This is a genomic window from Microcoleus sp. PH2017_09_SFU_O_A (assembly GCF_020738625.1).
GTDB lineage: Bacteria > Cyanobacteriota > Cyanobacteriia > Cyanobacteriales > Microcoleaceae > Microcoleus.
Genome location: NZ_JAEQCF010000007.1, coordinates 39,135 through 61,978, shown reverse-complemented (window position 1 = coordinate 61,978; position 22,844 = coordinate 39,135). Strand labels below are relative to the sequence as shown.

The following is a 22,844-nucleotide window of genomic DNA, read 5'->3' as shown; positions in this document are numbered from 1 at the left end:
CTCTTTCTAGGAATATGTAACCGATGTTTCGCGTTGCGGTGTCATAGATGAAAAGGTTCCTTCACTATAAACGCAGAACAGGGGTGGACGGCGATCGTTTGGTTTCCAGCCGTTAGCAATACCATGCAAGATAGCTGTCCGAGCAAATTTGCTAGTGACGATCCAGGCTGCTTTGTGCAAATGGAACACATTACCGCCATCGGTTAAATGGAAACCGTTGATTGGCAACCACGGATAACGCATGATAACAATTAACTGCTCGCCAGATGAAACACTCCCTTGCAAAGTCAAGTAGTCGTCGTCAAAAGAAGGGCGGAAATGCCAACGGAATTCTTGCCCTTCAACATTGATGGTGCGGAAACCTTTTTTCTTCTTAGGGTAAGTCATAGCAACTGTTACCTCGAATGACGATCTTCGCCATAATTATATCAGATATGATATAATATGACACGGATATAGAGGACTAATGTTATGGATCAAGCGAAAAAGAAGCGTCTAGAAGATCGAGGCTGGAAAATCGGATCTGCCTCGGAATTCTTAGAACTTTCACCAGAGGAATCGACCTTAATTGAGATTAAGTTAGCCCTCAGTCTTAATCTCAATTAAGGTCGGCAAAAATTGATGACACAGGCAGAGTTAGCCGATAAAATCAACTCCAGTCAACCTCGTATTGCCAAGGCTGAAAATGGCGAAGATTCGGTTTCTATTGAACTGTTAATACGCGCAATCCTGGCAACAGGTGCAACGCCTCAAGATATAGGGAAAATTATTGCTCAAGCAGGATAGAAATGATGGCGCAGGTTTCGAGCATATAATTGACTATCGGTAATATCAGGTCGTGAGTTGATGACTCCTTCACTTTGCCAGTAAGCAACAAGTTCTGCTCCAGTTTTAGGTGGGTTACTCAGAACTTCTCTGATCGATAAAACACGTAGTATGTACTCAGATAAAGGTAGGTTTAGTCGTAAGGCTTCAGTAGATAGTTGACTTTCTAACTCCGGCGGTAACTCTAATTGAATGCTCATGTCTGCGTTCCTCATCGATCGAGATTCTCAATTGATCGTAGCTGATTTCATTATTATCCAAAATAATCCGACACAACACCACAACCAAAAAAAATTAGCCAGACTTAAATTGAACCTTTTCGGTTCCCGATCGGTCAAAATGAAGCAGACGCCCGATCGGTCTAAATTTATATGTACTTCCTAAAGCAGTTTCAGATTAAAAAAGGGCTGACTCCCTGGTTAAGCGGACTCCTCGCTGCCTCCCTACTCGCCGGAGTCGGCTACACAGCTTACAGCCAACTCGCAGTCAAATCGCGCCGTGAAAGCAGACGCAAGGAAAAAACCGTTGCTGTAGAAAGAGTGAATTTGCCGATCGCCATTTCCGCAAATGGCACAATAGTACCCGAAAGGAGTGTTAACGTCAGCCCCAAAACTTCAGGAGTGCTCAAAACTTTACTGGTTAAAGAAGGAGACACTGTTAAAACAGGGCAGATTCTCGCCCAAATGGATGACTCCAACCTGCAAGGACAATTGACTCAAAATCGCGGACAACTCGCCTCAGCCGAAGCCAACTTGCAAAAATTACTCAATGGTAATCGAGTCGAAGATATTGCAGTAGCAAAGGCTCAATTAGCTGAACAACAAGCCAGTTTGGAAAAATTACTTAACGGTAATCGCACTCAGGATATTGCCGCCGCCCAAGCCCAAGTAAATGAACAACAAGCAAACCTGCAAAAATTGCTCAATGGGAATCGCAGTCAAGATATTGCAGCAGCAAAGGCCCAATTAGCAGAACAACAAGCAACTCTTCAAAAATTGCTCAAGGGCAATCGCCCTGAAGATATTGCCCAAGCGCAAGCTAAACTTAGGGATGCTGAATATGCCAAAAAACAAGCAGAAGAAGACTTTCAAAGAAATCAGGAACTCTACACATCGGGGGCCATTTCTCTTCAAATTGTGAATACTTCTCGCACCGCGCGCGATCGAGCTCAAACTCAAGTCAGACAAGCTCAACAAGCTGTAGCTTTGTTGCAAGCTGGTTCGCGCCCGGAAGACATCGCTGCTGCGCGGGCCGCAGTTGAACAAAAACAGCAAGCTTTGGCGCTAATTCAAGCTGGTGCTCGCCCGGAAGATATTGCGGCTTCCGCAGCAGCAGTCGAGCAAAAACGGCAAGTTTTGGCAGGAGTGCGATCGGGGGCGCGATCCGAAGACATCGCCGCTTCCGAAGCCGCAGTGGAGCAAAAACAGCAAGCTTTGGCACTAATTCAAGGTGGTGCTCGGCCGGAAGAAATTGCGATCGCCCGGGCTCAAGTTCTCTCGGCTAAAGGTAGTCTCCAAACAGTCCAAGCGTTGATTAATGATACGAAAATTCGCGCTCCTTTCAGCGGTACTGTCACCCGCAAATATGCCGATCCAGGAGCTTTTGTGACACCGACAACAGCAGGTAGTGCGGTGACATCGGCAACTTCTTCTTCGATTTTGTCTTTAGCTTCAAAAAATCAGGTTGTGGCGAATGTGGCAGAAAGTAATATTGCTCAAATCCGCCTCGGCTTAAATGCGTCTATTCAAGCTGATGCTTATACGGGAAAGACTTTTACTGGGAAAGTTAATCAAATTTCACCTCAGTCAATTGTCCAGCAAAATGTTACCAGTTTTGAGGTAAAAGCTTCAATTCTTGATGATGCTAAAAAACTATTGCGATCGGGAATGAATGTGAATGTGGAGTTTAAGGCGGGTGAGTTGAAGGATGTTTTAGTTGTACCGACTGCGGCGATTGTTCGTCAAAAAAAGGAAACGGGAGTGTTTGTGACTGGTGGTGAAGATGGGAAGCCTTTGTTTGTGCCGATTAAGACGGGGATGACGGTTGATGATAAGACGGAAGTGCGATCGGGCTTGAAGGGAAATGAAAAGGTTTTTATTAGTTTCCCCCCTGGCTTGCGGCCTAAATCTCAAACTCCATCATCGGGTGGAATTCCAGGTTTGCAGCCGGGTGGTGGAAGTCGTTTGCGTTAGATCGGATATTTTGCACTATTTGGAATAATCTTTTCTGGGCGGGCTAGAAGCCCACCCCACAAGCAGAAAATTGATCTATTGTGGAACAGGCATCTTGCCTGTTCATAAAAAGAGATATTTTGCACTATTTGCAATAATCTTTTCTGGGCGGGCTAGAAGCCCACCCCACAAGCAGAAAATTGATCTATTGTGGAACAGGCATCTTGCCTGTTCATGAAAAAGTACAAGATTTGAGTAGTAGAAATTTGCCCGCTCAATAACAAATAACAAATAACAAATAACAAATAACAAATAACCGATAACATGAAATTAAAGACTCCCCCAGTTATTAACAAAATCTCGAACGTTCAAATTATGTTCATGGCGACTGAGGCGCTGTGGAATAATAAGTTGCGTACCAGTTTGACGATGCTGGGCGTAATTATTGGCATATCTTCGGTGATTGCGATTACTTCCGTGGGCCAGGGTGTACAAAAGTCTACTGAGGAACAGTTGAAGGCTTTGGGTACTAATGTGCTGTTGGTTTTATCGGGTGCTTCGCGATCGGGCGGTGTTAGTCAGGGTAGTGGTTCTGCTTCTACTGTGACATGGGATGACGCTAGGGCGATCGGCAAACAAGCACCGGCAGTTAAGGCGATTTCGGCGTTTTTGCAGCGCCAAGTGCAAGTTGTTTATGGCGGACAAAATTCATCTACTTTTATATTAGGAACTGATTTAAATTACCCCGATGTGAAGAACATTCAACCTCAAGCAGGACGGTTTTTTAATGAGGATGAATTGAATGCTGCTGAACCAGTTGTTGTCCTTGGTTCTAAGGTGCGAGACGAGCTTTTTGGAGTTGGTGCTAATGCCCTATCAGCCGATGTTCGCATTCAGGGAGGGCGCTACAAGGTAATAGGAGTGATGGAACCCAAGGGTTCGGTAGGGGGTACGGATCAGGACGATCGCGTGTATATTCCCCTGAAAAATATGTCAGCTCGAATTGTGGGTAGAAATTCTTTGGCTGGAATTGCCATCTCTGGTTTTTGGTTACAAACTACGGGGGAATCGGATTTAGCTGATGCTCAATTTCAAGTAGAAAATATCATGCGTTTGCGCCACAATATCTATCCGCCACAACCGGATGATTTTCGAGTGATTAATCAAGTTGATATTGTGAATACTTTCAGCAATGTGGTAGGTTTGTTTACAGTGATGGTAGTGGCAATCGCCGGAATTTCCCTGGTAGTTGGCGGCATCGGGATTGCTAATATTATGTTGGTGTCAGTTGTGGAGCGCACTAAGGAAATCGGGATTCGCAAAGCTGTAGGTGCTACCAATGCAGCTATTTTGATTCAATTCATGGCTGAATCGATTTTAGTTTCGACTGTGGGCGGTACGGCTGGTATTGGGTTGGGAATTGCGATCGCCTTTGGGGCCGCGACAGCATTTAGTTTTCCGTTTGTAATTTCAGTATGGTCGATCGCAGCCGGTTTTGGACTATCCTTTACAGTAGGCTTATTGGCTGGAGTATTGCCGGCACGGAATGCCGCTCGCTTAGATCCGATCGCAGCTTTGCGGAATGATTGAAGTTAGTGGCGATGGTCTGTCATTGTGCTATTATTTCTACTACAATAATCCTCATTATGAAACCTGAGCGCATTGTTTCTGCTAAAGTTATTGACGATAATACCTTGATGGTTAAGTTTGCTAATCTTGAAATCAAAAAATATGACATCTCTAAGTTATTAGAGAATCCGATGTTTGCGACGTTACGTAATCCTGGGTTTTTCAGAAACTTTAAAATTGAGCCTGGTGGTTATGCACTGGTTTGGAATGAAGATATCGATCTCAGTGAATATGAAATTTGGCAGAATGGAATTACTTGCACGGATGCGGAAATTGAATGTAACAGTATGTAAACAGGCTTAAGTCAGCCAGTAGAAAGCATTTGGACACTTTACAATCGTTTACATAGTTGTGTTTTAAAGCGCCGACTTACTTACATTAAATCTATTCATCATTTTGCTCTATGAACAACCAACCTAAATTAGACAAATACAAGCAAGAAATCGCAGATTTGTACACCCGCAGAAGTCAAAATTATGACAATAGCGATTGGCATTTGCAGATTGCTCAGCGTCTCGTTGAATACGGGCGAGTCAGTCGCGGACAGCAGGTTTTAGACATTGCAACGGGAACGGGTCATGTGGCGATCGCAGCCGCTCAAATTGTCGGTACTGAAGGTCTAGTTATTGGCGTAGATATTTCGCATGGAATGCTCGATGTAGCCAGAAAAAAAGCTCTCGAATTAAAGCTTAATAATACAGAATTTTTGCTAAGGGATGCCGAAAATATCGACTTACCACGTAATGTTTGCGATCGCATTTTTTGCTCTTCAGCCTTCATTTGGATGTCTAATCTGCACGCAGCCCTCACTCACTGGCATCGATTTCTCAAACCAGGAGGAATAATTGGCTTTCATGCCTTTGCCGACACCGCTTTTGTAGGCGGAGTTGTGACGCAGAAAGTAGCCGAAAAATACGGCATTTCCTTCAATATGAGCAAACCCACAGGCACTGTTGAAAAATGCCGAAACCTGCTCGAAAAAGCAGGATTTAAACAGATAGAAATTAAAATCGAACAAGATGGCAGCTATATCAGTTTAGAAAAAGCAAAAGCAATGTGGGCCGGAAATTCTCATCCCGCCCCTGGACAATATCCGCCGCCGTTATCAACACTTTCAACCGAGCAATTAGCACAAGCCAAGGCCGAATTTGAAGCAGAAATAGAAGCATTGCAAACCCAGCAAGGAATTTGGAACGATATCACCACTTTTTACGTATTCGGTCAAAAATAGCAGAACTATACTCATCCGCGTGCATCTGCGGTTACAAACTCCGAATCTGCCAGCAGTGCCAGATTCAGACAATTTAAGACACTCGATTTGATCGGACGCTTTTCATCCCAAAATACGATCGCAGAATAAAACTTAATTGCAGCCGATGAATTCAAAAGCTCAAAAGTTTGACGTGCAACTCCCTCATCGTCAAAACTTAGGAAGTAAACAGTATCATCAAAAACTACAGGTTTATTAGCGATTTCGCCGATTAACCTAAACTCCAATTTTTTATAAAGCCCGCCGATCGCAATTTTCCAAGGTTTGAAGGTATAATCGCCCACTCCAAAAATCGCAAATCTAGGGTTATTTTCATAAATTTTGCTTTTTCGATTATCTAGATATTGCCCGCGAGACTCCAGATATCGCCCCGTTTTAGGGGCAATTTTTTGGATATTTTCCGTTGATTCCCCGATATTTTTTTGAGTAATTAGCATATAGCGATCGGTAGCATTAATTCGATTTTGAGCAACACCAGATCCTTTGAGCAACGGAAACAGATAAGTATCCTCAATATCAGCAACTTCTCCCAATTTATTTATAAAATTATTATCAACTTTCCGAAATTCCATTACACTAGAACAGTCATGCTTTACACCCGATCGCCATTTTGTCCCTGAATTCACAGCATATAAATCGCTCAATTTACTGAAAGCATCTATATCCTTAACTAGGAGATTGTTGTGATATCCAATTCGGTGACAGTCCGAAGTTTCTAAACTGCTAAATACATCACAGAAGTAGTTTCGCGAGTCAGCATCAAATTTGCAGACTAACAAACAAGCATCAACATTTGCATCAAAATATTTTTTAGCATCTATTGTGTAAGTTGCACATTCAGCGAGATTTAGTTTTTGAGAGTGAAGGTAATTCAATAACTTTCTAGCCGTCGAAGTCTTGCAAAGCATCGCCAGAGTTGCATCCCGCTTTTGCAGCCATTGCACCGCCTGAATCAGCATCCATTCTGAGATATCAAAGTTACTCTTACCTGTGAGAGCATCTAAGCCGATGTGATTTTGAAAGTTGTTTTTTTTAGGTAAATTTTCACTGCGAATAGTTCCTTGTTGCGAGTTTGTCACCCAAGGAAAGTTACCGAGTACAAGCAGTCTATCTGTATATTGATTAACTAACGATTCCCAATCAAACTGAAAGAAATCTCCGTGCGAAATATCGCATCTTTCATCCTGAAATAATTGTTTATTTAGTCGAAGTTGTGTTAAGTAATTTTGATTTATATCAACCCCGATAATCTTGGCTGCGGATGGAAACGAACGTGCAGCAGCTTGAATAAAATTACCGACACCGCAAGTCGGCTCAATTATGGTTGTCGGATTGACCTTAAGTTCTATTAATTTTCGACATACCATCTCGGCTAATGCCGGCGGTGTCTGAAAATCGCCGTATTCTAGTTTTGTTTTGCGATCGTTGGAACTCATCAAGTTTGCATATAACTTTATTACTCCACCAGATTTATTCCTGCAAATTCACCCGCTCAACCACATCCAAAGGTAGTTCTAGCACCTCTGCAATTTGTTCGTCGCTCAATCCAAACTGCCGTAATTTACCAACAGCTTCAATCCTAGCTTTATTCTTAACGCGCTGAAAGTCAGAAGTTTGAGACTGACTTTCGTTTCCGGTAGCAACTGCTTGCTCAGAACTAACGTTTAGGCAGCCAATTATATTACTATTGATACTTCTAATACTTTTACTTCTATCGCCAAAAGAAATAGTCAGATTACCTTGGCGCTCAAGGACAGATTTAAGATTTTTTTTATCTACTGGTTCATCCAAGACATCAGATAACATTTGTAAAAGCTCATAACCGACATCCTTAGCGTGACCCGCTGAACAACCGCAATTTTCTGCAATATCGGGATACTTTTGACGCTTCAAAGTTCCTTCGATAATTCCGCGCTGCAAGTCATTGAGATGTTTACCTGTCTTGGCGTAGACAACTTTGTCCACAAATTGCAATACTTCGCGCACCTGCATTATTCGGGATGTGGGAGGACATCAGTTATTATAGCCGACTTTATCCGTCTTTTTCATTCTTTTTCCGTCGTTTACAAAAATTAAATAAAATCCGTCTTTTTCCGCTTTTCAATTGGTACAGCATGGTTAACAATAAAACTTGACTAAATTTAATCTAGAATTCTGTAATATGTTGTCTGCTGAAAAGCATAAATTTGAGTATAAGTATTTGCTTAAAAGGTTCGGTTCTATTGGGACAGTGGGTAGATGGATAAGAAAATATGTCGATAGGCACGGTTTTATAATTTTGCAGGGATTAGAATCCGAGTCTTACGATTTGAGTTCTGCAAAGCTCTTTTTGACAAAGCTTTCCTCTCATATTGGTACTTTAGTGCCTCACAATCTCGGTCAATCTGATTTTGTATGGGAAATCAAGCCTAAATCATCAATCTCTCAGATCGTAACTTTTTCCGAACATAACAAAGCTGCTCCATTACACACTGATTCTCAATACAGGAAGTTGCCTGAAAAATATATGGCGTTACTTGTTTTTCGTCAAGCTGAGTGTGCAGGAGGAGAAACTTTATTACTGGATTTTAACCTAGTTTTCAATGAATTAAAAAAAAGTTATTTGGGAAGACAGACGATCGAGTTTGCTTGTAAAACCAAATTTCCTATCGCAGTCCCAACTATATTTCAAACCCAAAATAAAACGGCATATATTTATTCAAGTTTGATTTCAGATATTCCCATGATTAGATACAGATATGACACTTTGAAGACCGGATTAGAATTAATTAAGCACAGCCATGTAAAAGATTTTGAGGAAAAGCTTCAAGTTTTTAATGATTTGATTCACACAAGTAGATATTGCTCTAGTTTGTTACTTAATAATGGAGAAGCAATTTTTGTATATAACCATAGGATGTTACACGGTCGATCGCCATTTTTAGATTCAAACAGATTACTTCTGAGAATTCGCATGAATTAGTCAAAGACAAATACTTTTATTTCCCGATAAAAACAGCTACCATAAAAAAATGGAAAAGTATATTGAACAATATTCCAAAGTTGGTCAGGGAGCGTGGACAGCAAAAGCCTTCTATGATGAAGCAGTCACTTCTTTACTAAATCAACAGTTTGACAATCTTGAAGGTTTTCTGGAAATTTTCTATTTAATTTGCGGTGAATTTGGAGGTGAAGCAGCAGCGCGCAAACTTCAAAAAGCAGCTAATCTCCTGCTAAATTACGGTCAGCAGCAAGAGATGTCTGAGCGTTGTCTCAAAATTGCAGCAAGCATTCGATTTAATCCACAGGTAGCTAGTTGTATCGACTTGAATAATGTTGAAACAACAATGAATTCTCATCATACGATCTCCTCTAGAGTTGAAGAAATTTGTGAGTTTTTGGGTTGCTATAAAAATAATTTAAATGACAATTTGAAGAGGGAAGTTGAATCAGATACCATTCCAAGCGATTGGAGTTTACAAGTTTCTTCGTTGTACACAAGGGCGTATGATGAATGGTTTACGGAAGTAGCTGATAGATACCTCAAAGACTACTTACCAAGTCGCGAAACTTTATATGCTTCTCCAAAACTGAGAGTCGCTGACTGGAGTTCAGAGGTATGGCGGTGCTGGCGCTTCCTAGATTGTCCCACCTTAGTCGATCCAGGAATTTTTAGACCATCCCAGTTCTTTGTATGGCATATCATTCACGATTCTGTGCATATTTGGCAAATGCAAGCTTATGATAAAAAGTGGTCTAACATATTAGCTCCCAACGAGTTTTTGTTTCTTGAAGCACAAGCAATGTCTGTGGAAATAATATTATTAAACCTCATGAAAGAATCTTATATCGAGATTCCTCAGTGGTATCCTTCATCTCAAAAATCAATTATTATTCGACTTTTAATTGGCTTGCTTGAAAGAGAGATAAGATTAAATTTAGATTTAAAAGTACATCTTCATGGACAAAATTTTACAACATGGCTTGATGATATTTCAAGATTGACCAATCTCTCACCGGAATTTTTTCAAGGGCTTACTGCTGAGTTGCTTGGTATGCCTGGTTTTTGTGCAGCTTACACTGTAGTAACTGATAAATTTAAAAACTTATCTCATGAACAACGAAAGATGTTGTTGCAAAATTTTCCTCACATCACTTATGAATCTCTAGGAACTACTTACTTTCCTTAATCCCTTCCAGTATCTTCGTGTAAAAATTTGTACTCATCTGCGTAAATCAGCGTGCATCTGCGGTTTGAAAATCCAAATTAGCCAAAAAATAGAGGGCGAGTTTCACATAAAACTAAACTTTAAAAGTCAAATTTTATGCTCTAAACCCGCCCTCACAAAACTCCCTTAATAAGCGTCTTGCAGTTCGTAAAAATCAGGGGAAATGTAATCTTTCCGCAGCGGCCAGCCTACCCAATCTTCATTCATCAAAATCCGTTTCAGATTTGGATGTCCTTCGTAGACGATGCCGTACATATCGTAGGATTCCCGCTCTTGGAAATCTGCTGCTTTCCAAATCCAGTAAACTGATGGAACTCTCGGATCTTCGCGGGGAATAAATACTTTGACGCGGACTTCTTCGGGGTGCGAAGCGTTGTCCGTCAATTTAGCCAAGTGGTAGACGCTGACTAAATCTTGTCCAGGGCCTTGGTCGTAGGCGCACTGGCACTGCATATAATTGAACCCGTAGGCGTACAGTGCAGTTGACATGGGAATTAGGAAGTCGCGATCGACCTTTAAGATCTCCACACCCAAATTATCAGCAGCTAAAGCCTCGTGATCGAAGCCATTCTGAGTCAACCACTGAGAAACCTTCCCAGCTTCAACAATCGCAGATTCTGTCTCAGCCACGTTGTACCTCCTGTTTTTGTCCTGCAAGCAGGGCGGGCGGTACGGGCATTCCCATTGCTTCCGTCAACTCCTTCGGTGGGGCTATCCGCCCGGGAATTGACAAATATTTGCCATCCAAAATGTCGTCTACTACTTTCATTTTGTGGGGTCTGGTGTAGTAGCGGTGAGTCGGTAACAAGTTAGCCCTTTCTTGCATTGAGTCGTTGGCGATTTTTTTCCGCAGTTTGATAATGGCGTCAATAATCGCTTCGGGACGCGGGGGACAGCCGGGGATGTACACATCTACGGGGATAAGTTTGTCAACGCCTCTGACTGCTGTGGGGGAGTCTACGCTGAACATTCCGCCCGTGATCGTGCAAGCGCCCATGGCGATCACGTACTTGGGTTCGGGCATTTGTTCGTACAGCCGCACCAAGATGGGGGCGTACTTCATGGTAATTGTACCTGCGGTGATTAACAGGTCAGCTTGTCTGGGGCTCGATCGCGGTACTAAGCCGAATCTGTCGAAGTCAAAGCGCGAACCAATCAAAGCTGCAAATTCGATGAAGCAGCAAGCCGTGCCGTAAAGCAACGGCCACAGGCTGGAAAGTCTCGCCCAGTTATAGATGTCATCAACCGTGGTTAGGATGACGTTCTCTGATAATTCGGATGTGACTTGCGGCCGCTCTGCCGGATTGACAATTAGGGATTTTTGTGATGTATCAGAACTTAAGACCATTCTAAGGCTCCTTTGCGCCATGCATATACAAGAGCAATAACGAGGATCGTGATGAAAAACAAGGCTTCGATGAAAGCCAAGAGTCCTAGCTGGTTGAAAGCAACCGCCCAAGGGTAGAGGAATACGGTCTCTACGTCGAAGATGACGAAGACCAGGGCGAACATATAATATCGGATGTTGAACTGAATCCAGGCTCCGCCGATCGGCTCAACGCCAGATTCGTAGGTAGTGCGTCGGTCGTAGGGACGACTTTTGGGCCGCAGTACCTTAGACGCCGTGAGGGCGAGGATAGGCACTAGGCTCGAAATTAACAGGAAGCCTAAAAAATACTCGTAGCCGCTAAGTGCAAACACGGTGAATAATTACTGCCTCTGTGAAAGGGTTATTTGACATACTCCCCAACCTAAAGGCATGGGGATTGTGGATTTAAACAGCAAAAGCAAGCACGGCTTGTCTGATATTGCCTAGCACGATAGTTGATGCCCCAACTTATTTGAGATTTTTTGGATTTATACAGTTGAGACCGGATTTTTACATCTCGCGAATCAACAATACATAAATACATAACTTATCATAAAAGCCGTCCGATCGGGACACGGGGCTTTAGGCCCAATTTTTCGGTAACAGAAATTACTGGTCGATCGAGATTAATTGTCCATCTTCTGCAATAATTTTTAATGTATATTTTAATAAAACCGCAATCTCAGGATTGGGTAAACGATATTCTAACTGCCTGTGGAAGACGGGCGGCTGCCTGTGGACGCTGAGTAAGACCATCATCGACGCTTTGTGTCGAACACCCTTGTGGTGTCCCTAACGTGGTATCGGCGGTTGAGACGGGAAACCTCGAAGACGAATAAGACCGTCCTAATCTGAGTGTTGGTTGGCAGCCCCAACTATAACGAAGCTTAGTTGAGGTACTTCACCAACAAAATGGGTCTGAAGCCCCGTCCTTCTAGGACGGCTTCGCGTTAGAAGATCTAGAAAGGCAAGTAAGAACAACCATCTACGTGTTGAAACAATATCAAAAGGTGTAACTCCTGATTTAGCTCGCCTCGACTCGATCGTAGCGAGAGTTAAACAAGCAATAGTGAATTGTTGAGCGTACCTAACTGGCGGGCGTGATGGACTCTGAAAGTATAAAAAGATCAAAGTAAGCGCAATTGCAATACTTCTGGTGTTAGTAGTTGTTTTGAGCGTGTAGAGGCGATTTGTCAGCGCCTTTAAGACTCAAATTGTGGTCTTAAGAATCTCCGTGGCTAAAGCCCGGAGAGTGTCAACTGACCTACTCTTTTTGGAACTATGAGCGATCGAGCCACTGAGACTAAGACCCTCGATCGGCACGAGTGCCGCGCCTGCGGCTACGTCTACGATCCGAAAAAAGGGAATCCTAAAAATGACATTGCCCCTGGCACAGCTTTTGAAGATTTGCCCGCTACTTGGGTTTGTCCCGTTTGCGCGGGCCGCAAGTCGGTCTTTCAAAATCTGGGTCAGATGGAAGGAGTATCGGGATTTAAAGCAAATCAGCGCTACGGTGTCGGCGTCAACGGCATGACCGAAGGTCAAAAAAGTTTGCTGATTTTTGGCGGCTTGGTCGTTGGTTTCTTGTTGTTACTTAGTATGTATGGTTTGCAGTAAAACGATTGTGAGATTTTGGCAACGAATTGTAATGTTATTGGCGGCTGCACTCATCTGTACGAGTTGCAGCACGATCGGTTCTGTGAGTTACAACCCTTGGCAAGTGATTTCCTTGCCAACAGAAGCTAATTTACAGGATATTGCCTTTACGGGAAATGCCCAGCACGGCTGGGTTGTTGGTTCTGAGGCGACTCTGTTTGAAACGATCGACGGCGGGACTAACTGGAAGCCAGTAGCACTGGATATAGACGAGCCGAGATCGCGTTTTGCGTCGGTGAGTTTTTCCGGTTCCGAAGGCTGGATTGTCGGTCAGCCTTCGGTTTTGCTCCACACAGAAGATGAGGGCAAGTCTTGGACGCGGATTGCTTTAAGCTCTCAGTTACCAGGTTCTCCGAGTACGATCGCCGCTATTGGCCCAAATACGGCTGATATGACGACGGATGTCGGGGCGATTTACCGGACTTCTGACGGTGGCAAAAATTGGAAAGCGATCGTGCAAGATTCTTTTGGGGTAGTTCGCAATATCAACCGCTCGGAAGACGGGCAGTATGTTGCGGTATCCTCGAAAGGTAATTTCTACTCCGTGTGGAGACCAGGACAACAAGCTTGGGAACCCCACAACCGCAATAGTTCTCGCCGCTTGCAAAACATGGGCTTTACCAAGGACGGGCGTTTGTGGATGCTCGCCCGCGGCGGTCAGATTCAGTTTAGCGATCCGTCCAATCCTGAAGGTTGGGGAAAACCGTTTTTTCCCGATCGCAAAGCGAGTTGGGGTTTGCTAGACATGGCTTACCGGACTGATAATGAAGTTTGGGTAGCCGGCGGCGGCGGCAATTTGCTGTGCAGTTTGGATGGCGGGAAAACTTGGCAAAAAGACCGCGAAGTTGAGGACGTTCCTGCTAATTTTTACAGGATTGTCTTTATGGGCCCCGATCGCGGATTCGTGATTGGTGCGAGCGGTACTCTACTTAAATATCAAGGTTCAGCGCAAGCTGCTTGATAGTAGAATAGTAATAGAGATTGTCTGTCGATTTGTTGTTGAAAGGAGGATTCTAAATGGCCGGTACAACTGGAGAACGTCCGTTTGGGGACATTATTACAAGCATCCGTTATTGGGTAATTCACAGCCTCACCATTCCAGCTTTGTTTATTGCTGGATGGCTGTTTGTGCAAACTGGTTTGGCTTACGATGCTTTCGGAACTCCTCGCCCTAACCAGTATTTCACAGAGCAGCGCGAAGAAGTTCCGATTATCTCGGATCGCTTTGAAGCTAAGAAACAAGTAGATCAGTTCATTGGCAAGTAATTTTACAAGGATTTGGAAAAATGACGAGCAGAACGCCAAACAATGAGCCAATTTCGTATCCGATTTTTACGGTACGCTGGTTGGCCGTTCATACTTTAGGTGTCCCAACGATTTTCTTTTTGGGCGCGATCGCAGCAATGCAATTTATTCAACGATAGGAGTTTATAATGCCTGAACGCGCCCCTAATCCCAACGAGCAGCCAGTCGAGTTAAACCGGACTTCTCTTTATTTGGGTTTATTGCTGATTTTTGTGTTGGGGATTTTGTTCTCCAGTTATTTCTTTAACTAACTGGTGGTTCAGTTCAATCTCTGTGATTCAATCCAATTTGTTTAGCTGTGAATTAGTGAGGTGATCGCTATGTTTAGTGAAAGTGGCAGAATTCCTTTGTGGCTGGTAGCTACTGTCGCAGGTCTCGGTGCTCTGAGCATTTTGAGCCTTTTCTTCTACGGTGCTTATGCCGGTTTGGGTTCTTCGATGTAAGGACAATATTGCGTATTTTACGCCTAAAACCTCCCTTGAAAAAGGGGGGTTTTAATTAATTCAGTCTTAGACGCAACCGTCACACTAAATAAAGGTACGTAGTTGCGCTCTTTGCGCTCTTATCGCAATCCTCGCAGGATTTTCATGAGTACCTGTAGGGACTTAGGTCAAGCCGTGTCCCTGATTGATTTAGGCGAAATCACATTTATGTTCGCCGCCCGTGATAATGATTTAGGATGGCTATATATATTAAGATCGGAGCGCAAAGAGCGCAACTACGTACCTAAGAATTAGCCTCGATCGAGGTCGATCAAACAATCCGAACAATTGTTTTGTAGCAAAAGTTTTGATAAATGATATAAATCGAGGATAAATGTTAGATAAACAGTTCATTGTTTAGGAAAATTATAATATTTTGCTGGGAATCGCTAGTAGGACTAAAGTCCGAACGATCGAACCTTTTTAATTTTAGGTAATTGACAGGACACGGTATAAATCTAAAATCTAAAATCTAAAATCTAAAATCTAACATCGACGGTCGATCGCCCAAAGTATGGGACAGATCCTGAAAATAGCCAAAAGTTGCGAGTAGAATGATTCAAGAGCCGATCGCTCGATCGTAGTCCATAGCGAAATATGACCCCACCGCAGCCGCCCCGCAAACCTCAAACCGTCTTGGGTGCGATTACCCAAGCAGTCCAGACAATTGCCAAGGTTAATTTTAACCAGCTAGCCCTGAAACCAAATGCCAAAGTACCCGAACTGTGGGTACAGGATGCAGGTGCGGCTAAAGCTGAGGTTTATCCGCTATTGGGCGATCGATATCTGTTAGGTCGATCGTCCAAAGCTTCAGATATTGTAGTTCGCAATCCCGTTGTCAGTCACGTACACCTATCCCTGTCGCGGGATACTCGACGGCGAACACCTTTTGTAATTAAAGACGAAGACTCTACCAACGGCATTTACAGAGGGAAAAGACGAATTAAAAGTATGTCCCTCCGTCACGGAGACGTGTTCACATTAGGGCCGCCGGAACTCGCCGCCGCCGTCAGAGTTCAGTACGTAGATCCGCCACCTTGGTATTTAGAATTTTTGCGTTACAGCTTTTACGGTGTTAGCGGAATCACCACTCTGATAGCTATTTTGGTTGGTGTTGAATCGACCAAGTTTCAAGTGCGGCCTCTACCGAGAAGTATCAACGGCCCTGTGATTGTTTACGCCCGCGACGGACAAACTCCGCTGCGTCCCCCTCAGAATAACGCTCACTTAGAATTGAAGCAATTGCAGGATTTTTCGCCTTATTTATCCAAGGCGGTACTTGCTTCGGAAGACAGCCGCTACAATTGGCATTTGGGCGTAGATCCGATCGGCGTTTTGCGGGCGCTGTTGACCAATGTGCGCGGGGGAGGAATTCGCGAAGGCGGTAGCACTCTGACGCAGCAGTTAGCGCGGAGTTTGTTTCGAGATTATGTAGGTACTCAAGATTCGGGCGGACGCAAATTCCGGGAAGCAGTAGTTGCTTTGAAACTAGAGAGTTATTACAGCAAAGATGAGCTGTTGCTGACTTATTTAAATCGCGTGTTTTTGGGAATTGACCTCTACGGTTTTGAGGATGCGTCTCGATTTTATTTTGCCAAGTCGGCGAAGGATTTGACTTTGTCTGAGGCGGCGACTTTGGCGGGGATTTTGCCTGGGCCAAACAGTTTTAATCCGATTCAAAATTATCAGTTGGCGGTGCAGTATCGCGATCGAGTAATCGAACGGATGCGAGCCATGGGGACGGTTTCTCAGGAAGAAGCCGATCGCGCGAGGCGATCGCGAATTGACATCAATCCCAAAGCCCGCCAATACCTGCAAAGTACGATCGCGCCTTATTTCTACAATTATGTATTTGACGAATTGGAGTTTTTGTTGGGGGAGCAGTTAGCCAGAGAAGGCAATTTTATTGTAGAAACAGGCTTAAATCCAGGTCTGCAAAAAGTAGCTGAATCTTCCCTCAAAAATGCCGTAGAAAATGCCGGAGCGAATGCAGGTTTTTCTCAAGGAGCTGTAGTAACTCTCAATTCTACAACCGGGGAAGTCTTAGCATTAGTTGGGGGTGTAGATTACTTGCAAAGTCAGTTTAATCGGGCTACCCAAGCATTGAGACAGCCCGGTTCTACATTTAAGATTTTCACCTATGCCGCCGCCCTAGAACGCGGAATCCCACCCAGTAAGACTTATTCTTGCGAGCCGCTTTCTTGGGGAGGACAAAGTTACAATGGCTGCGCCAGAACCAGCGGTAGCACTGATATGTATCGGGGTTTAGCACAGTCGGAAAATCCCATTGCTTTGAGAGTCGCGCAAGATGTCGGTTTAGACAATGTAGTGGGCATGGCCAGACGTTTGGGGATTACATCTCCCCTGCGTTCTTCCCCCGGTTTAGTGTTAGGTGAAAGTGAAGTTAACGTATTGCAATTAACGGGTGCGTTCGGGGTTTTGGCGAACCGGGGTTTGGGGAATCGCCCCCACGTAATCAAGCGAATTATTGACAGCAGCGACTGCAAAGATCGAAATGATTTTAAAAGTTGTCGGGTGATTTATGACTATCAAAAAGATGGCGTTGCCAATCGACAGTTAGTTTCTGAAGGCGTCGCGGATACGATGACTGATATGCTGCAAGGAGTTGTTCGGGGAGGTACGGGTAGCAGTGCTGCTTTGGGCTTGGGAGAAGCTGGAAAAACAGGCACGACTAATGATAATAAAGATTTGTGGTTTGTCGGTTATATTCCCAGCCAGCAACTGGTGACAGGAGTTTGGTTGGGAAATGATGATAATTCTCCGACTGGCGGAGGTAGTGCAAATGCGGCTCAGTTGTGGGGGGAATATATGCGGCAGGTGGCGCGTTGAACATAGGTTTGTAGAAAAGACACGGCGGTTAAAACCGCGTCTACACAGACAAAACCCGCCTCCGCGGGTTGAAGACAAAGATTGTTAAATTTAATTTGTTTTGTTCAGTCTGCGGAGGCAGAAATCGTTTGTGTAGGTGCGGTTTCAACCACCGTCTGATGTGGCCGACAGCCAGACAATATAGAGTGCAAATTAACGACATTTCCGATTACGGCGATCGCAGGTGCGGAAAATCCAGTCGCCTCAACTTGCTCTACAATTGTACTCAAAGTGCCAATCAATTCCTCTTGTTCCGGCCGCGTTCCCCAGCGCACTAAGGCTACGGGCGTTTCTGCGCTCAATTCGGCTGCTGTTAACTGGCCGATGATATAAGGCAAATTGTGGATTCCCATGTATACTACAATAGTTTCGGAGCCGCGGGCGATCGCCTGCCAATTAACCTCCGGCCGATATTTTCCGGCTGATTCGTGGCCGGTGACAAAAGTGACTGACGAACTGTACGATCGATGTGTCAGAGGAATTCCCGCATAAGCCGGGGCCGCAATTCCCGAAGTGACACCGGGTACAACTTCTACCGAGACTCCAGCTTTTACCAAATCTTCCATTTCTTCGCCGCCGCGCCCAAAAATAAACGGATCGCCGCCTTTGAGACGAACTACGATCGCATTATCTTGAGCTTTGTCTATCATTAACTGAGTAGTTTCGTCCTGCATTAACGAGTGACGGCCTTTGCGTTTCCCGGCATCAATTCGTTCTGCTTGGGGGTTGATGACTGCCAAAATTTGAGGGCTGACTAAAGCGTCGTAAATCACCACATCCGCGCACTCTAACAGCGCTTTTCCCTTCAAAGTCATCAAACCCGGATCTCCGGGGCCTGCACCTACTAAATACACTTTACCTAAAGACATTTTTCTTGCTTCCTTGACCTCTTCTGTGTCTTTGCGATTCATTTTTGAATTAAATCCCGAATTAAGTCTGCTAATTCTACACTGGCGCCTAGAGGATTTGCGAGATGAAGTTCTGCCGTGGGAAATTGCTGCTGTAGCTGCTCGACATTTTTGGCGATCGCATCTGTAATTCCTCCATTAAATAAGAAGTATGGCACAATTCCTATTTGCTGCTGTCCATCACGAACTAAACTGTCAATTCGTTCTTCCAAACTCGGCTTTACTGACCAATAAGCAGTCTCTGCACCGAGTTGGCTGGCGATTTCTTCAAATGTCGAGTTACCTCCGGGGCGGCGGCTGCCGTGAGATAGTACAATCCATTTTGGGGATAGCAAATTGGGGACAAAAGCTAGCTCTTGCATCTGAGTTTTGAGCAAGTTTGTTAAGCCTGCTACTTGGGAACCTAAATGCGGGCGCACTTCTATGTTTAACCGGGAACCAAAAGTTTTCTGGGCAATTTCCACCTCTGCGGGTATGTCGTCGGCGACGTGAACTCCGGGTAATAAAAATACGGGCAGGATTTGCAAATGAGTCAGTCCGAGGGAGAGGGTACGATCGCCAAAACTGCAAATTTGTTCGTGGAGTGGCGCGGGGCCGAGTTCTAGGGTGGCGGTGGCGACTGCGGGGAAGGAGTGGGCCAAATTATCAGACAGCAGTTGAGCCAGGTTTTCCAAAGCTACTTGCGGTCTGGGGTCGCGGCTGCCGTGAGAAACTAATAGGTAAGTCGATCGCAATTTCAATAGGGATTTGATGTTAATGGTCGATCGGGATGTTGAATAATTCTAACATCAGGGAGCCGCAACTCCTAAAAAAAACCGAACGCCGAAATCCCCGACTTCTTAAAGAAGTCGGGGATAACAGTTGCCGAATATTCTGATTAACCTTGAGGAGTAGGCTCGGCGACGTACTTGAAAGTAGGTTCAGAGTTCAAAGCAGTTGGTTGGTCTTTGCCATCACTAGACAAATTAAAGAACAAATCTACTGTTGAATCTGGCGCGATATTTCCGAAGAACGGATCGGTAAGTTTGCCCATCGCTTCCAAAGCTTTCATGAACATTTGAGTGTGGGAAATTTCCCGAGTCAGCAAGAAGTGCAGCGTCTTTTTCGTTCCCGCATCCGGCGCTAGTTCAATCAATGCTTCGTAGGTTTGGCGAGCTCCTGCTTCCGCACCGATATTAGCGCGCAAATCGCGGACAACATCGCCGCCTTCGTTGACGTAAGCAGCACTCCAAGCTTGACCTTGGCTATCCAACAAGTGCGGGCCTACACCTCTGACTGCAAACAAAGTGCTTTTGTAAGCTTCTGTTTGGTCAACGTTTTTGGTGTGAGCTTCGATCAGTTTGCCAACCATTTCTAAGTGGCTGAATTCTTCGATCGCAATATCTTGGAGCATATCCTTAATCTCTGCATTTTCACAGTGAAAGGACTGCACCCAGTATTGCAAAGCTGCTGTCAGTTCTCCGGTTGCTCCGCCAAACTGTTCTAGCAGCAGTTGGGCAAAACGGGGGTTGGCTTCGTCTACTGTTACCGCAGACATTAGTGGCTTTTTGTGAAAAAACATCGATCGATACCTCTCTTTAGTTCGGTTGCAGACTTGTATCTGTGTTTATGCTTCAGAATATATTGTGCGACAAGCGATCGCACTGAACCTCGCTCGTTGGATACATCTAGCGGGAGCCATTGCTCTGCTTTCAGGTAGAGTTAAGTTATTGGGCATCGGGAATTGGGCATCGGGAATTGGGCAAACAGGGCAGTGGCCAAACAGGTCATTGGGCATTAGTCATTAGTCATTAGTGCTGTCCCTGCTCGCGAACGCTATTAGTCATTAGTTATTGGTTATTAATTATTGCGAAATATTCAAAAATAACAAATAACAAATAACAAATAACAAATAACAAATATCAATAGTCAATTGTTGTTGCATTCGGTTAGCTTTGCTGACAAGGCATCGAGGTGTCGCAGCCACTGAATGCCACCAACCCAACTGCGAGAGGGGAGGTGTCCGATTGGTGCTTTTTGAGTAAATTTAAGTTGTCCCGAAGCAGTAGCAGAATTGTAGGTTTGCCAGTTTACCCGATCGCAAAATCTGACATAATCTCCCTTGACGCTTTCATAGATTTCCTTTTGGACGCTGAAGCCAAACCGACCTTGACTGTAGTGCAGCCACAGGCGATCGACTATTTGCAAATCTTCGCATGGTAACTTGTAAATTTGGCTGATTTCTAGCTGAATTCCCGGTGTCAGCGATAGAGATTGACACATCACGGCCCAAGTTTCGCGATCGGCTTCTTTCCACTTTTTAGTTGACAAACAATCCCGCAGTTTGGTATAATCAACTCCCGCTGCTGAAATCATGGTAGAATCGAGATTTGAAATCCTTGATAAGGACAAAGTTTCTGCGGAATTGGCGGTAGTTTTGGTCGGTGAAATCGGAGGCTCAGAAGTTGGCAGGGCTTTGAAATAAGGCGAGTTGTCGGTATTAATGAGAGTTTGGGCGATCGGCTTTTTCGGCACAACCAAATTTTGCTGGCGAATATCTAAAACTGCATTGATATCTTGCAAAACTTCCGCCGCAAAACTGTAGCGCTGACAAAGATGAGTTTGTAGCAATTTATCTAAAATCTCACCTAACTCGGCGCTAATACTCGTGCCTTTGGGGAGAAACTCGCGCCACCACCAGCGCTCGGTTTTACAGTCGTACATATCCAACGGCGGAACTTGCGTCATCAGGCGAATGCAAGTAACACCTAAACTGTAAAGGTCGCTAGCAGGAAATACTTTACCGCGCATTTGTTCGGGAGCTATATAATCTTGACTCCCGATCAGCGTTGCTGAACGGAGTATAGCTGAATCAGTCAGCAGTTTGGCAATGCCGAAATCGATCAATACGAGTTTGTTGTCCGACTGGCGGCGGATAATATTTTCAGGTTTGATGTCGCGGTGAATGACGCGGTTGTCGTGGATGAATTGCAGCACGGGTAATAAGTCTTGCAGCAGTTGCCAAATTTGATTTTCATCGCAGACACTTTGGTCTAATTCTTCTTTGAGAGTCGGCCCGTCTATAAACTCTTGAACTAAATAAATATGACCTTCTTGTTCAAATGCAGCTAATAAAGTGGGAATTTGCGCGTGTTTTCCCAGTTCGTCTAAACGGACTGCTTCTTGGTGGAATAATTCAAGGGCTTTGTTGAAAATTACTGGATCGCGATCGCGAAAATAAAATTGCTTGAGGGCACAGCGCGGTTGCGAGGGGATGTCTTCATCAATGGCGAGGAAAGTTTTGCCAAATCCACCTCTTCCTAAGAGTTTAATCGGGCGATACCGCTGTCTCAACAATAGGTTAAAGCCGCAGTTCAAGCAAAGTTTTTCTGTGAGTGAATTTTCGGGATTTTGACATTCTGGGTTAATACAGTAGCTCATAGGGATTTGAGATTTTATATTTGAGATTTTGGATTGTGAAGAAGTTTTTTAAATGCACCGCTTTCATAGTCTCCTTGCTTCGCGGGGCGAAGGAAGAGAGATAAGAGAAGAAAATTAGTTGACAATAGACGCACACATGGATATAAGGCTATTCTATTCCGCTGGGCCCGATCGCGATGTTATACAATGTGCACGGCGCCCCAAGCTGACACAGATCCGGGCGCGCGACAGCTTGCTGCGCGGGCGTTTCATTTACATTCCGAGACGCAACTGGCACATTAACCAAAGGTATGCGGTTGCGCTGTCTTCACTCTTGGCGCCACAATCTACCTCAAAAAATCTTTAACTATTGTCACACTTGCGTCGAGGACTTATCTCATCTCCAGTAATGAAAGTTCGCAAAAGCGGACTTCAGTCCGCATAATGCGGACTGAAGTCCGCACTACGAACCAATTTTATTGTGCGATCGCCCAAATCGAAAATTGTGCTAAACTCGGGCTGTGCGCTGAATTTCAGGCACAATTGATGCCGATCGGTTTAGGGAGGCTGAAAAATATTTTGAAATTTTTTTGCTTTACCCCTAGACTTGTGCTGAGATGTTATGTTATAGTTAAAAACGTTATGGCGAGTGTAGCCAAGTGGTTAAGGCAGTGGTTTGTGGTACCACCATTCGTGGGTTCAATTCCCATCATTCGCCCTTTTGATTTTATTG

The 22,844-nt window shown here is 44.4% G+C and carries 27 protein-coding genes and 1 tRNA gene; 16 read left to right on the top strand and 12 right to left on the bottom strand.

What is annotated here, in order from left to right:
• Nucleotides 1-6: 6 nt before the first annotated feature.
• Nucleotides 7-387 carry a hypothetical protein gene (locus tag JGK16_RS04685; protein WP_293175751.1) on the bottom strand — a complete coding sequence of 127 codons (381 nt, stop codon included), beginning with the start codon at nucleotides 385-387 and terminating at the stop codon, nucleotides 7-9.
• 84 nt (nucleotides 388-471) lie between these two features.
• On the opposite strand from JGK16_RS04685, the gene JGK16_RS04680 reads away from it, so the two are divergent.
• The 6 genes from JGK16_RS04680 (at nucleotide 472) to JGK16_RS04655 (ending at nucleotide 5,856) form a co-directional block, all read left to right on the top strand.
• Nucleotides 472-606 carry a hypothetical protein gene (locus JGK16_RS04680; protein WP_293175753.1) on the top strand — a complete coding sequence of 45 codons (135 nt, stop codon included), beginning with the start codon at nucleotides 472-474 and terminating at the stop codon, nucleotides 604-606.
• 15 nt (nucleotides 607-621) lie between these two features.
• Nucleotides 622-786 carry a helix-turn-helix transcriptional regulator gene (locus tag JGK16_RS04675; protein ID WP_293175755.1) on the top strand — a complete coding sequence of 55 codons (165 nt, stop codon included), beginning with the start codon at nucleotides 622-624 and terminating at the stop codon, nucleotides 784-786.
• Between the two features lie 410 nt (nucleotides 787-1,196).
• Nucleotides 1,197-3,017 carry an efflux RND transporter periplasmic adaptor subunit gene (locus JGK16_RS04670; RefSeq protein WP_293175757.1) on the top strand — a complete coding sequence of 607 codons (1,821 nt, stop codon included), beginning with the start codon at nucleotides 1,197-1,199 and terminating at the stop codon, nucleotides 3,015-3,017.
• A 303-nt stretch (nucleotides 3,018-3,320) separates the two neighbouring features.
• A complete protein-coding gene (locus JGK16_RS04665) occupies nucleotides 3,321-4,586 on the top strand; it encodes an ABC transporter permease (protein ID WP_293175759.1) in 1,266 nt (421 codons plus the stop codon).
• 56 nt (nucleotides 4,587-4,642) lie between these two features.
• On the top strand, nucleotides 4,643-4,918 hold the full coding sequence (locus JGK16_RS04660) for a DUF2442 domain-containing protein (RefSeq protein WP_293202830.1): 276 nt from the start codon (nucleotides 4,643-4,645) through the stop codon (nucleotides 4,916-4,918).
• Nucleotides 4,919-5,028: 110 nt separating this feature from the next.
• Entirely contained in the window at nucleotides 5,029-5,856 is an 828-nt protein-coding gene (locus JGK16_RS04655; protein ID WP_293175763.1) for a methyltransferase domain-containing protein, read from the top strand.
• A gap of 11 nt (nucleotides 5,857-5,867) precedes the next feature.
• Here the strand turns inward: JGK16_RS04655 and JGK16_RS04650 are convergent, their stop codons facing one another.
• Nucleotides 5,868-7,334 carry a class I SAM-dependent methyltransferase gene (locus tag JGK16_RS04650; RefSeq protein ID WP_293189758.1) on the bottom strand — a complete coding sequence of 489 codons (1,467 nt, stop codon included), beginning with the start codon at nucleotides 7,332-7,334 and terminating at the stop codon, nucleotides 5,868-5,870.
• Nucleotides 7,335-7,365: 31 nt separating this feature from the next.
• Nucleotides 7,366-7,887 carry a hypothetical protein gene (locus JGK16_RS04645; RefSeq protein WP_293175767.1) on the bottom strand — a complete coding sequence of 174 codons (522 nt, stop codon included), beginning with the start codon at nucleotides 7,885-7,887 and terminating at the stop codon, nucleotides 7,366-7,368.
• A 169-nt stretch (nucleotides 7,888-8,056) separates the two neighbouring features.
• Between JGK16_RS04645 and JGK16_RS04640 the strand changes: the two genes are divergently transcribed.
• On the top strand, nucleotides 8,057-8,857 hold the full coding sequence (locus tag JGK16_RS04640) for a TauD/TfdA family dioxygenase (protein ID WP_293175769.1): 801 nt from the start codon (nucleotides 8,057-8,059) through the stop codon (nucleotides 8,855-8,857).
• Between the two features lie 49 nt (nucleotides 8,858-8,906).
• Nucleotides 8,907-10,064, top strand: coding sequence for a hypothetical protein (locus tag JGK16_RS04635; protein ID WP_293175771.1), 1,158 nt, complete (start codon nucleotides 8,907-8,909; stop codon nucleotides 10,062-10,064).
• A 165-nt stretch (nucleotides 10,065-10,229) separates the two neighbouring features.
• On the opposite strand, the gene JGK16_RS04630 is transcribed toward JGK16_RS04635, so the two are convergent.
• The 4 genes from JGK16_RS04630 to JGK16_RS04615 all read right to left on the bottom strand — a co-directional run bounded on the left by JGK16_RS04630 (nucleotide 10,230) and on the right by JGK16_RS04615 (nucleotide 12,231).
• Nucleotides 10,230-10,733 (bottom strand): NAD(P)H-quinone oxidoreductase subunit J, encoded by a 504-nt coding sequence (locus JGK16_RS04630; RefSeq protein ID WP_293189757.1) that lies wholly within the window; start codon nucleotides 10,731-10,733, stop codon nucleotides 10,230-10,232.
• The gene (gene ndhK, locus JGK16_RS04625) at nucleotides 10,726-11,451 is read right to left on the bottom strand and encodes a photosynthetic/respiratory NAD(P)H-quinone oxidoreductase subunit K (protein WP_265233759.1); all 726 of its coding nucleotides are present in this window, start codon (nucleotides 11,449-11,451) and stop codon (nucleotides 10,726-10,728) included. The genes JGK16_RS04630 and ndhK overlap by 8 nt, the downstream gene beginning before the upstream one ends.
• Nucleotides 11,442-11,804, bottom strand: coding sequence for a photosynthetic/respiratory NAD(P)H-quinone oxidoreductase subunit C (gene ndhC / locus JGK16_RS04620; protein WP_006635500.1), 363 nt, complete (start codon nucleotides 11,802-11,804; stop codon nucleotides 11,442-11,444). Before ndhC ends, ndhK begins: the two co-directional genes overlap by 10 nt.
• A gap of 277 nt (nucleotides 11,805-12,081) precedes the next feature.
• Nucleotides 12,082-12,231, bottom strand: coding sequence for a hypothetical protein (locus JGK16_RS04615; protein ID WP_293175776.1), 150 nt, complete (start codon nucleotides 12,229-12,231; stop codon nucleotides 12,082-12,084).
• A 522-nt stretch (nucleotides 12,232-12,753) separates the two neighbouring features.
• Between JGK16_RS04615 and JGK16_RS04610 the strand changes: the two genes are divergently transcribed.
• The 7 genes from JGK16_RS04610 to JGK16_RS04580 all read left to right on the top strand — a co-directional run bounded on the left by JGK16_RS04610 (nucleotide 12,754) and on the right by JGK16_RS04580 (nucleotide 17,765).
• Nucleotides 12,754-13,089, top strand: a complete 336-nt coding sequence (locus tag JGK16_RS04610) for a rubredoxin (protein ID WP_293175778.1) — start codon at nucleotides 12,754-12,756, stop codon at nucleotides 13,087-13,089.
• Nucleotides 13,076-14,089, top strand: coding sequence for a photosynthesis system II assembly factor Ycf48 (locus tag JGK16_RS04605; protein WP_293175780.1), 1,014 nt, complete (start codon nucleotides 13,076-13,078; stop codon nucleotides 14,087-14,089). Before JGK16_RS04610 ends, JGK16_RS04605 begins: the two co-directional genes overlap by 14 nt.
• A gap of 56 nt (nucleotides 14,090-14,145) precedes the next feature.
• Nucleotides 14,146-14,394: a cytochrome b559 subunit alpha gene (psbE, locus tag JGK16_RS04600; protein WP_293144446.1), complete on the top strand. Its 249-nt coding sequence runs from the start codon at nucleotides 14,146-14,148 to the stop codon at nucleotides 14,392-14,394.
• A 20-nt stretch (nucleotides 14,395-14,414) separates the two neighbouring features.
• Complete coding sequence (gene psbF, locus JGK16_RS04595) at nucleotides 14,415-14,552, top strand: cytochrome b559 subunit beta (RefSeq protein WP_006635504.1); 138 nt, start codon at nucleotides 14,415-14,417, stop codon at nucleotides 14,550-14,552.
• Between the two features lie 9 nt (nucleotides 14,553-14,561).
• On the top strand, nucleotides 14,562-14,684 hold the full coding sequence (locus tag JGK16_RS04590; RefSeq protein WP_293175782.1) for a photosystem II reaction center protein L: 123 nt from the start codon (nucleotides 14,562-14,564) through the stop codon (nucleotides 14,682-14,684).
• A 69-nt stretch (nucleotides 14,685-14,753) separates the two neighbouring features.
• Nucleotides 14,754-14,876, top strand: coding sequence for a photosystem II reaction center protein J (locus tag JGK16_RS04585; RefSeq protein ID WP_293175784.1), 123 nt, complete (start codon nucleotides 14,754-14,756; stop codon nucleotides 14,874-14,876).
• Between the two features lie 636 nt (nucleotides 14,877-15,512).
• Nucleotides 15,513-17,765 carry a transglycosylase domain-containing protein gene (locus JGK16_RS04580; protein ID WP_293175786.1) on the top strand — a complete coding sequence of 751 codons (2,253 nt, stop codon included), beginning with the start codon at nucleotides 15,513-15,515 and terminating at the stop codon, nucleotides 17,763-17,765.
• Between the two features lie 104 nt (nucleotides 17,766-17,869).
• On the opposite strand, the gene cobA is transcribed toward JGK16_RS04580, so the two are convergent.
• From cobA to JGK16_RS04555, 5 genes are all read right to left on the bottom strand, one after another.
• Nucleotides 17,870-18,715, bottom strand: coding sequence for a uroporphyrinogen-III C-methyltransferase (cobA, locus tag JGK16_RS04575; RefSeq protein WP_293175788.1), 846 nt, complete (start codon nucleotides 18,713-18,715; stop codon nucleotides 17,870-17,872).
• Nucleotides 18,712-19,446, bottom strand: a complete 735-nt coding sequence (locus JGK16_RS04570) for a sirohydrochlorin chelatase (protein WP_293189756.1) — start codon at nucleotides 19,444-19,446, stop codon at nucleotides 18,712-18,714. The genes cobA and JGK16_RS04570 overlap by 4 nt, the downstream gene beginning before the upstream one ends.
• Nucleotides 19,447-19,589: 143 nt before the next feature.
• Nucleotides 19,590-20,273 (bottom strand): manganese catalase family protein, encoded by a 684-nt coding sequence (locus JGK16_RS04565; protein ID WP_293175790.1) that lies wholly within the window; start codon nucleotides 20,271-20,273, stop codon nucleotides 19,590-19,592.
• Nucleotides 20,274-20,318: 45 nt separating this feature from the next.
• On the bottom strand, nucleotides 20,319-20,489 hold the full coding sequence (locus JGK16_RS04560) for a hypothetical protein (RefSeq protein WP_293202828.1): 171 nt from the start codon (nucleotides 20,487-20,489) through the stop codon (nucleotides 20,319-20,321).
• Between the two features lie 131 nt (nucleotides 20,490-20,620).
• Nucleotides 20,621-22,132 (bottom strand): serine/threonine-protein kinase, encoded by a 1,512-nt coding sequence (locus JGK16_RS04555; protein ID WP_293189755.1) that lies wholly within the window; start codon nucleotides 22,130-22,132, stop codon nucleotides 20,621-20,623.
• Between the two features lie 624 nt (nucleotides 22,133-22,756).
• Between JGK16_RS04555 and JGK16_RS04550 the strand changes: the two genes are divergently transcribed.
• Nucleotides 22,757-22,829, top strand: a tRNA-His gene (locus JGK16_RS04550).
• The last annotated feature ends 15 nt before the right edge of the window (nucleotides 22,830-22,844 follow it).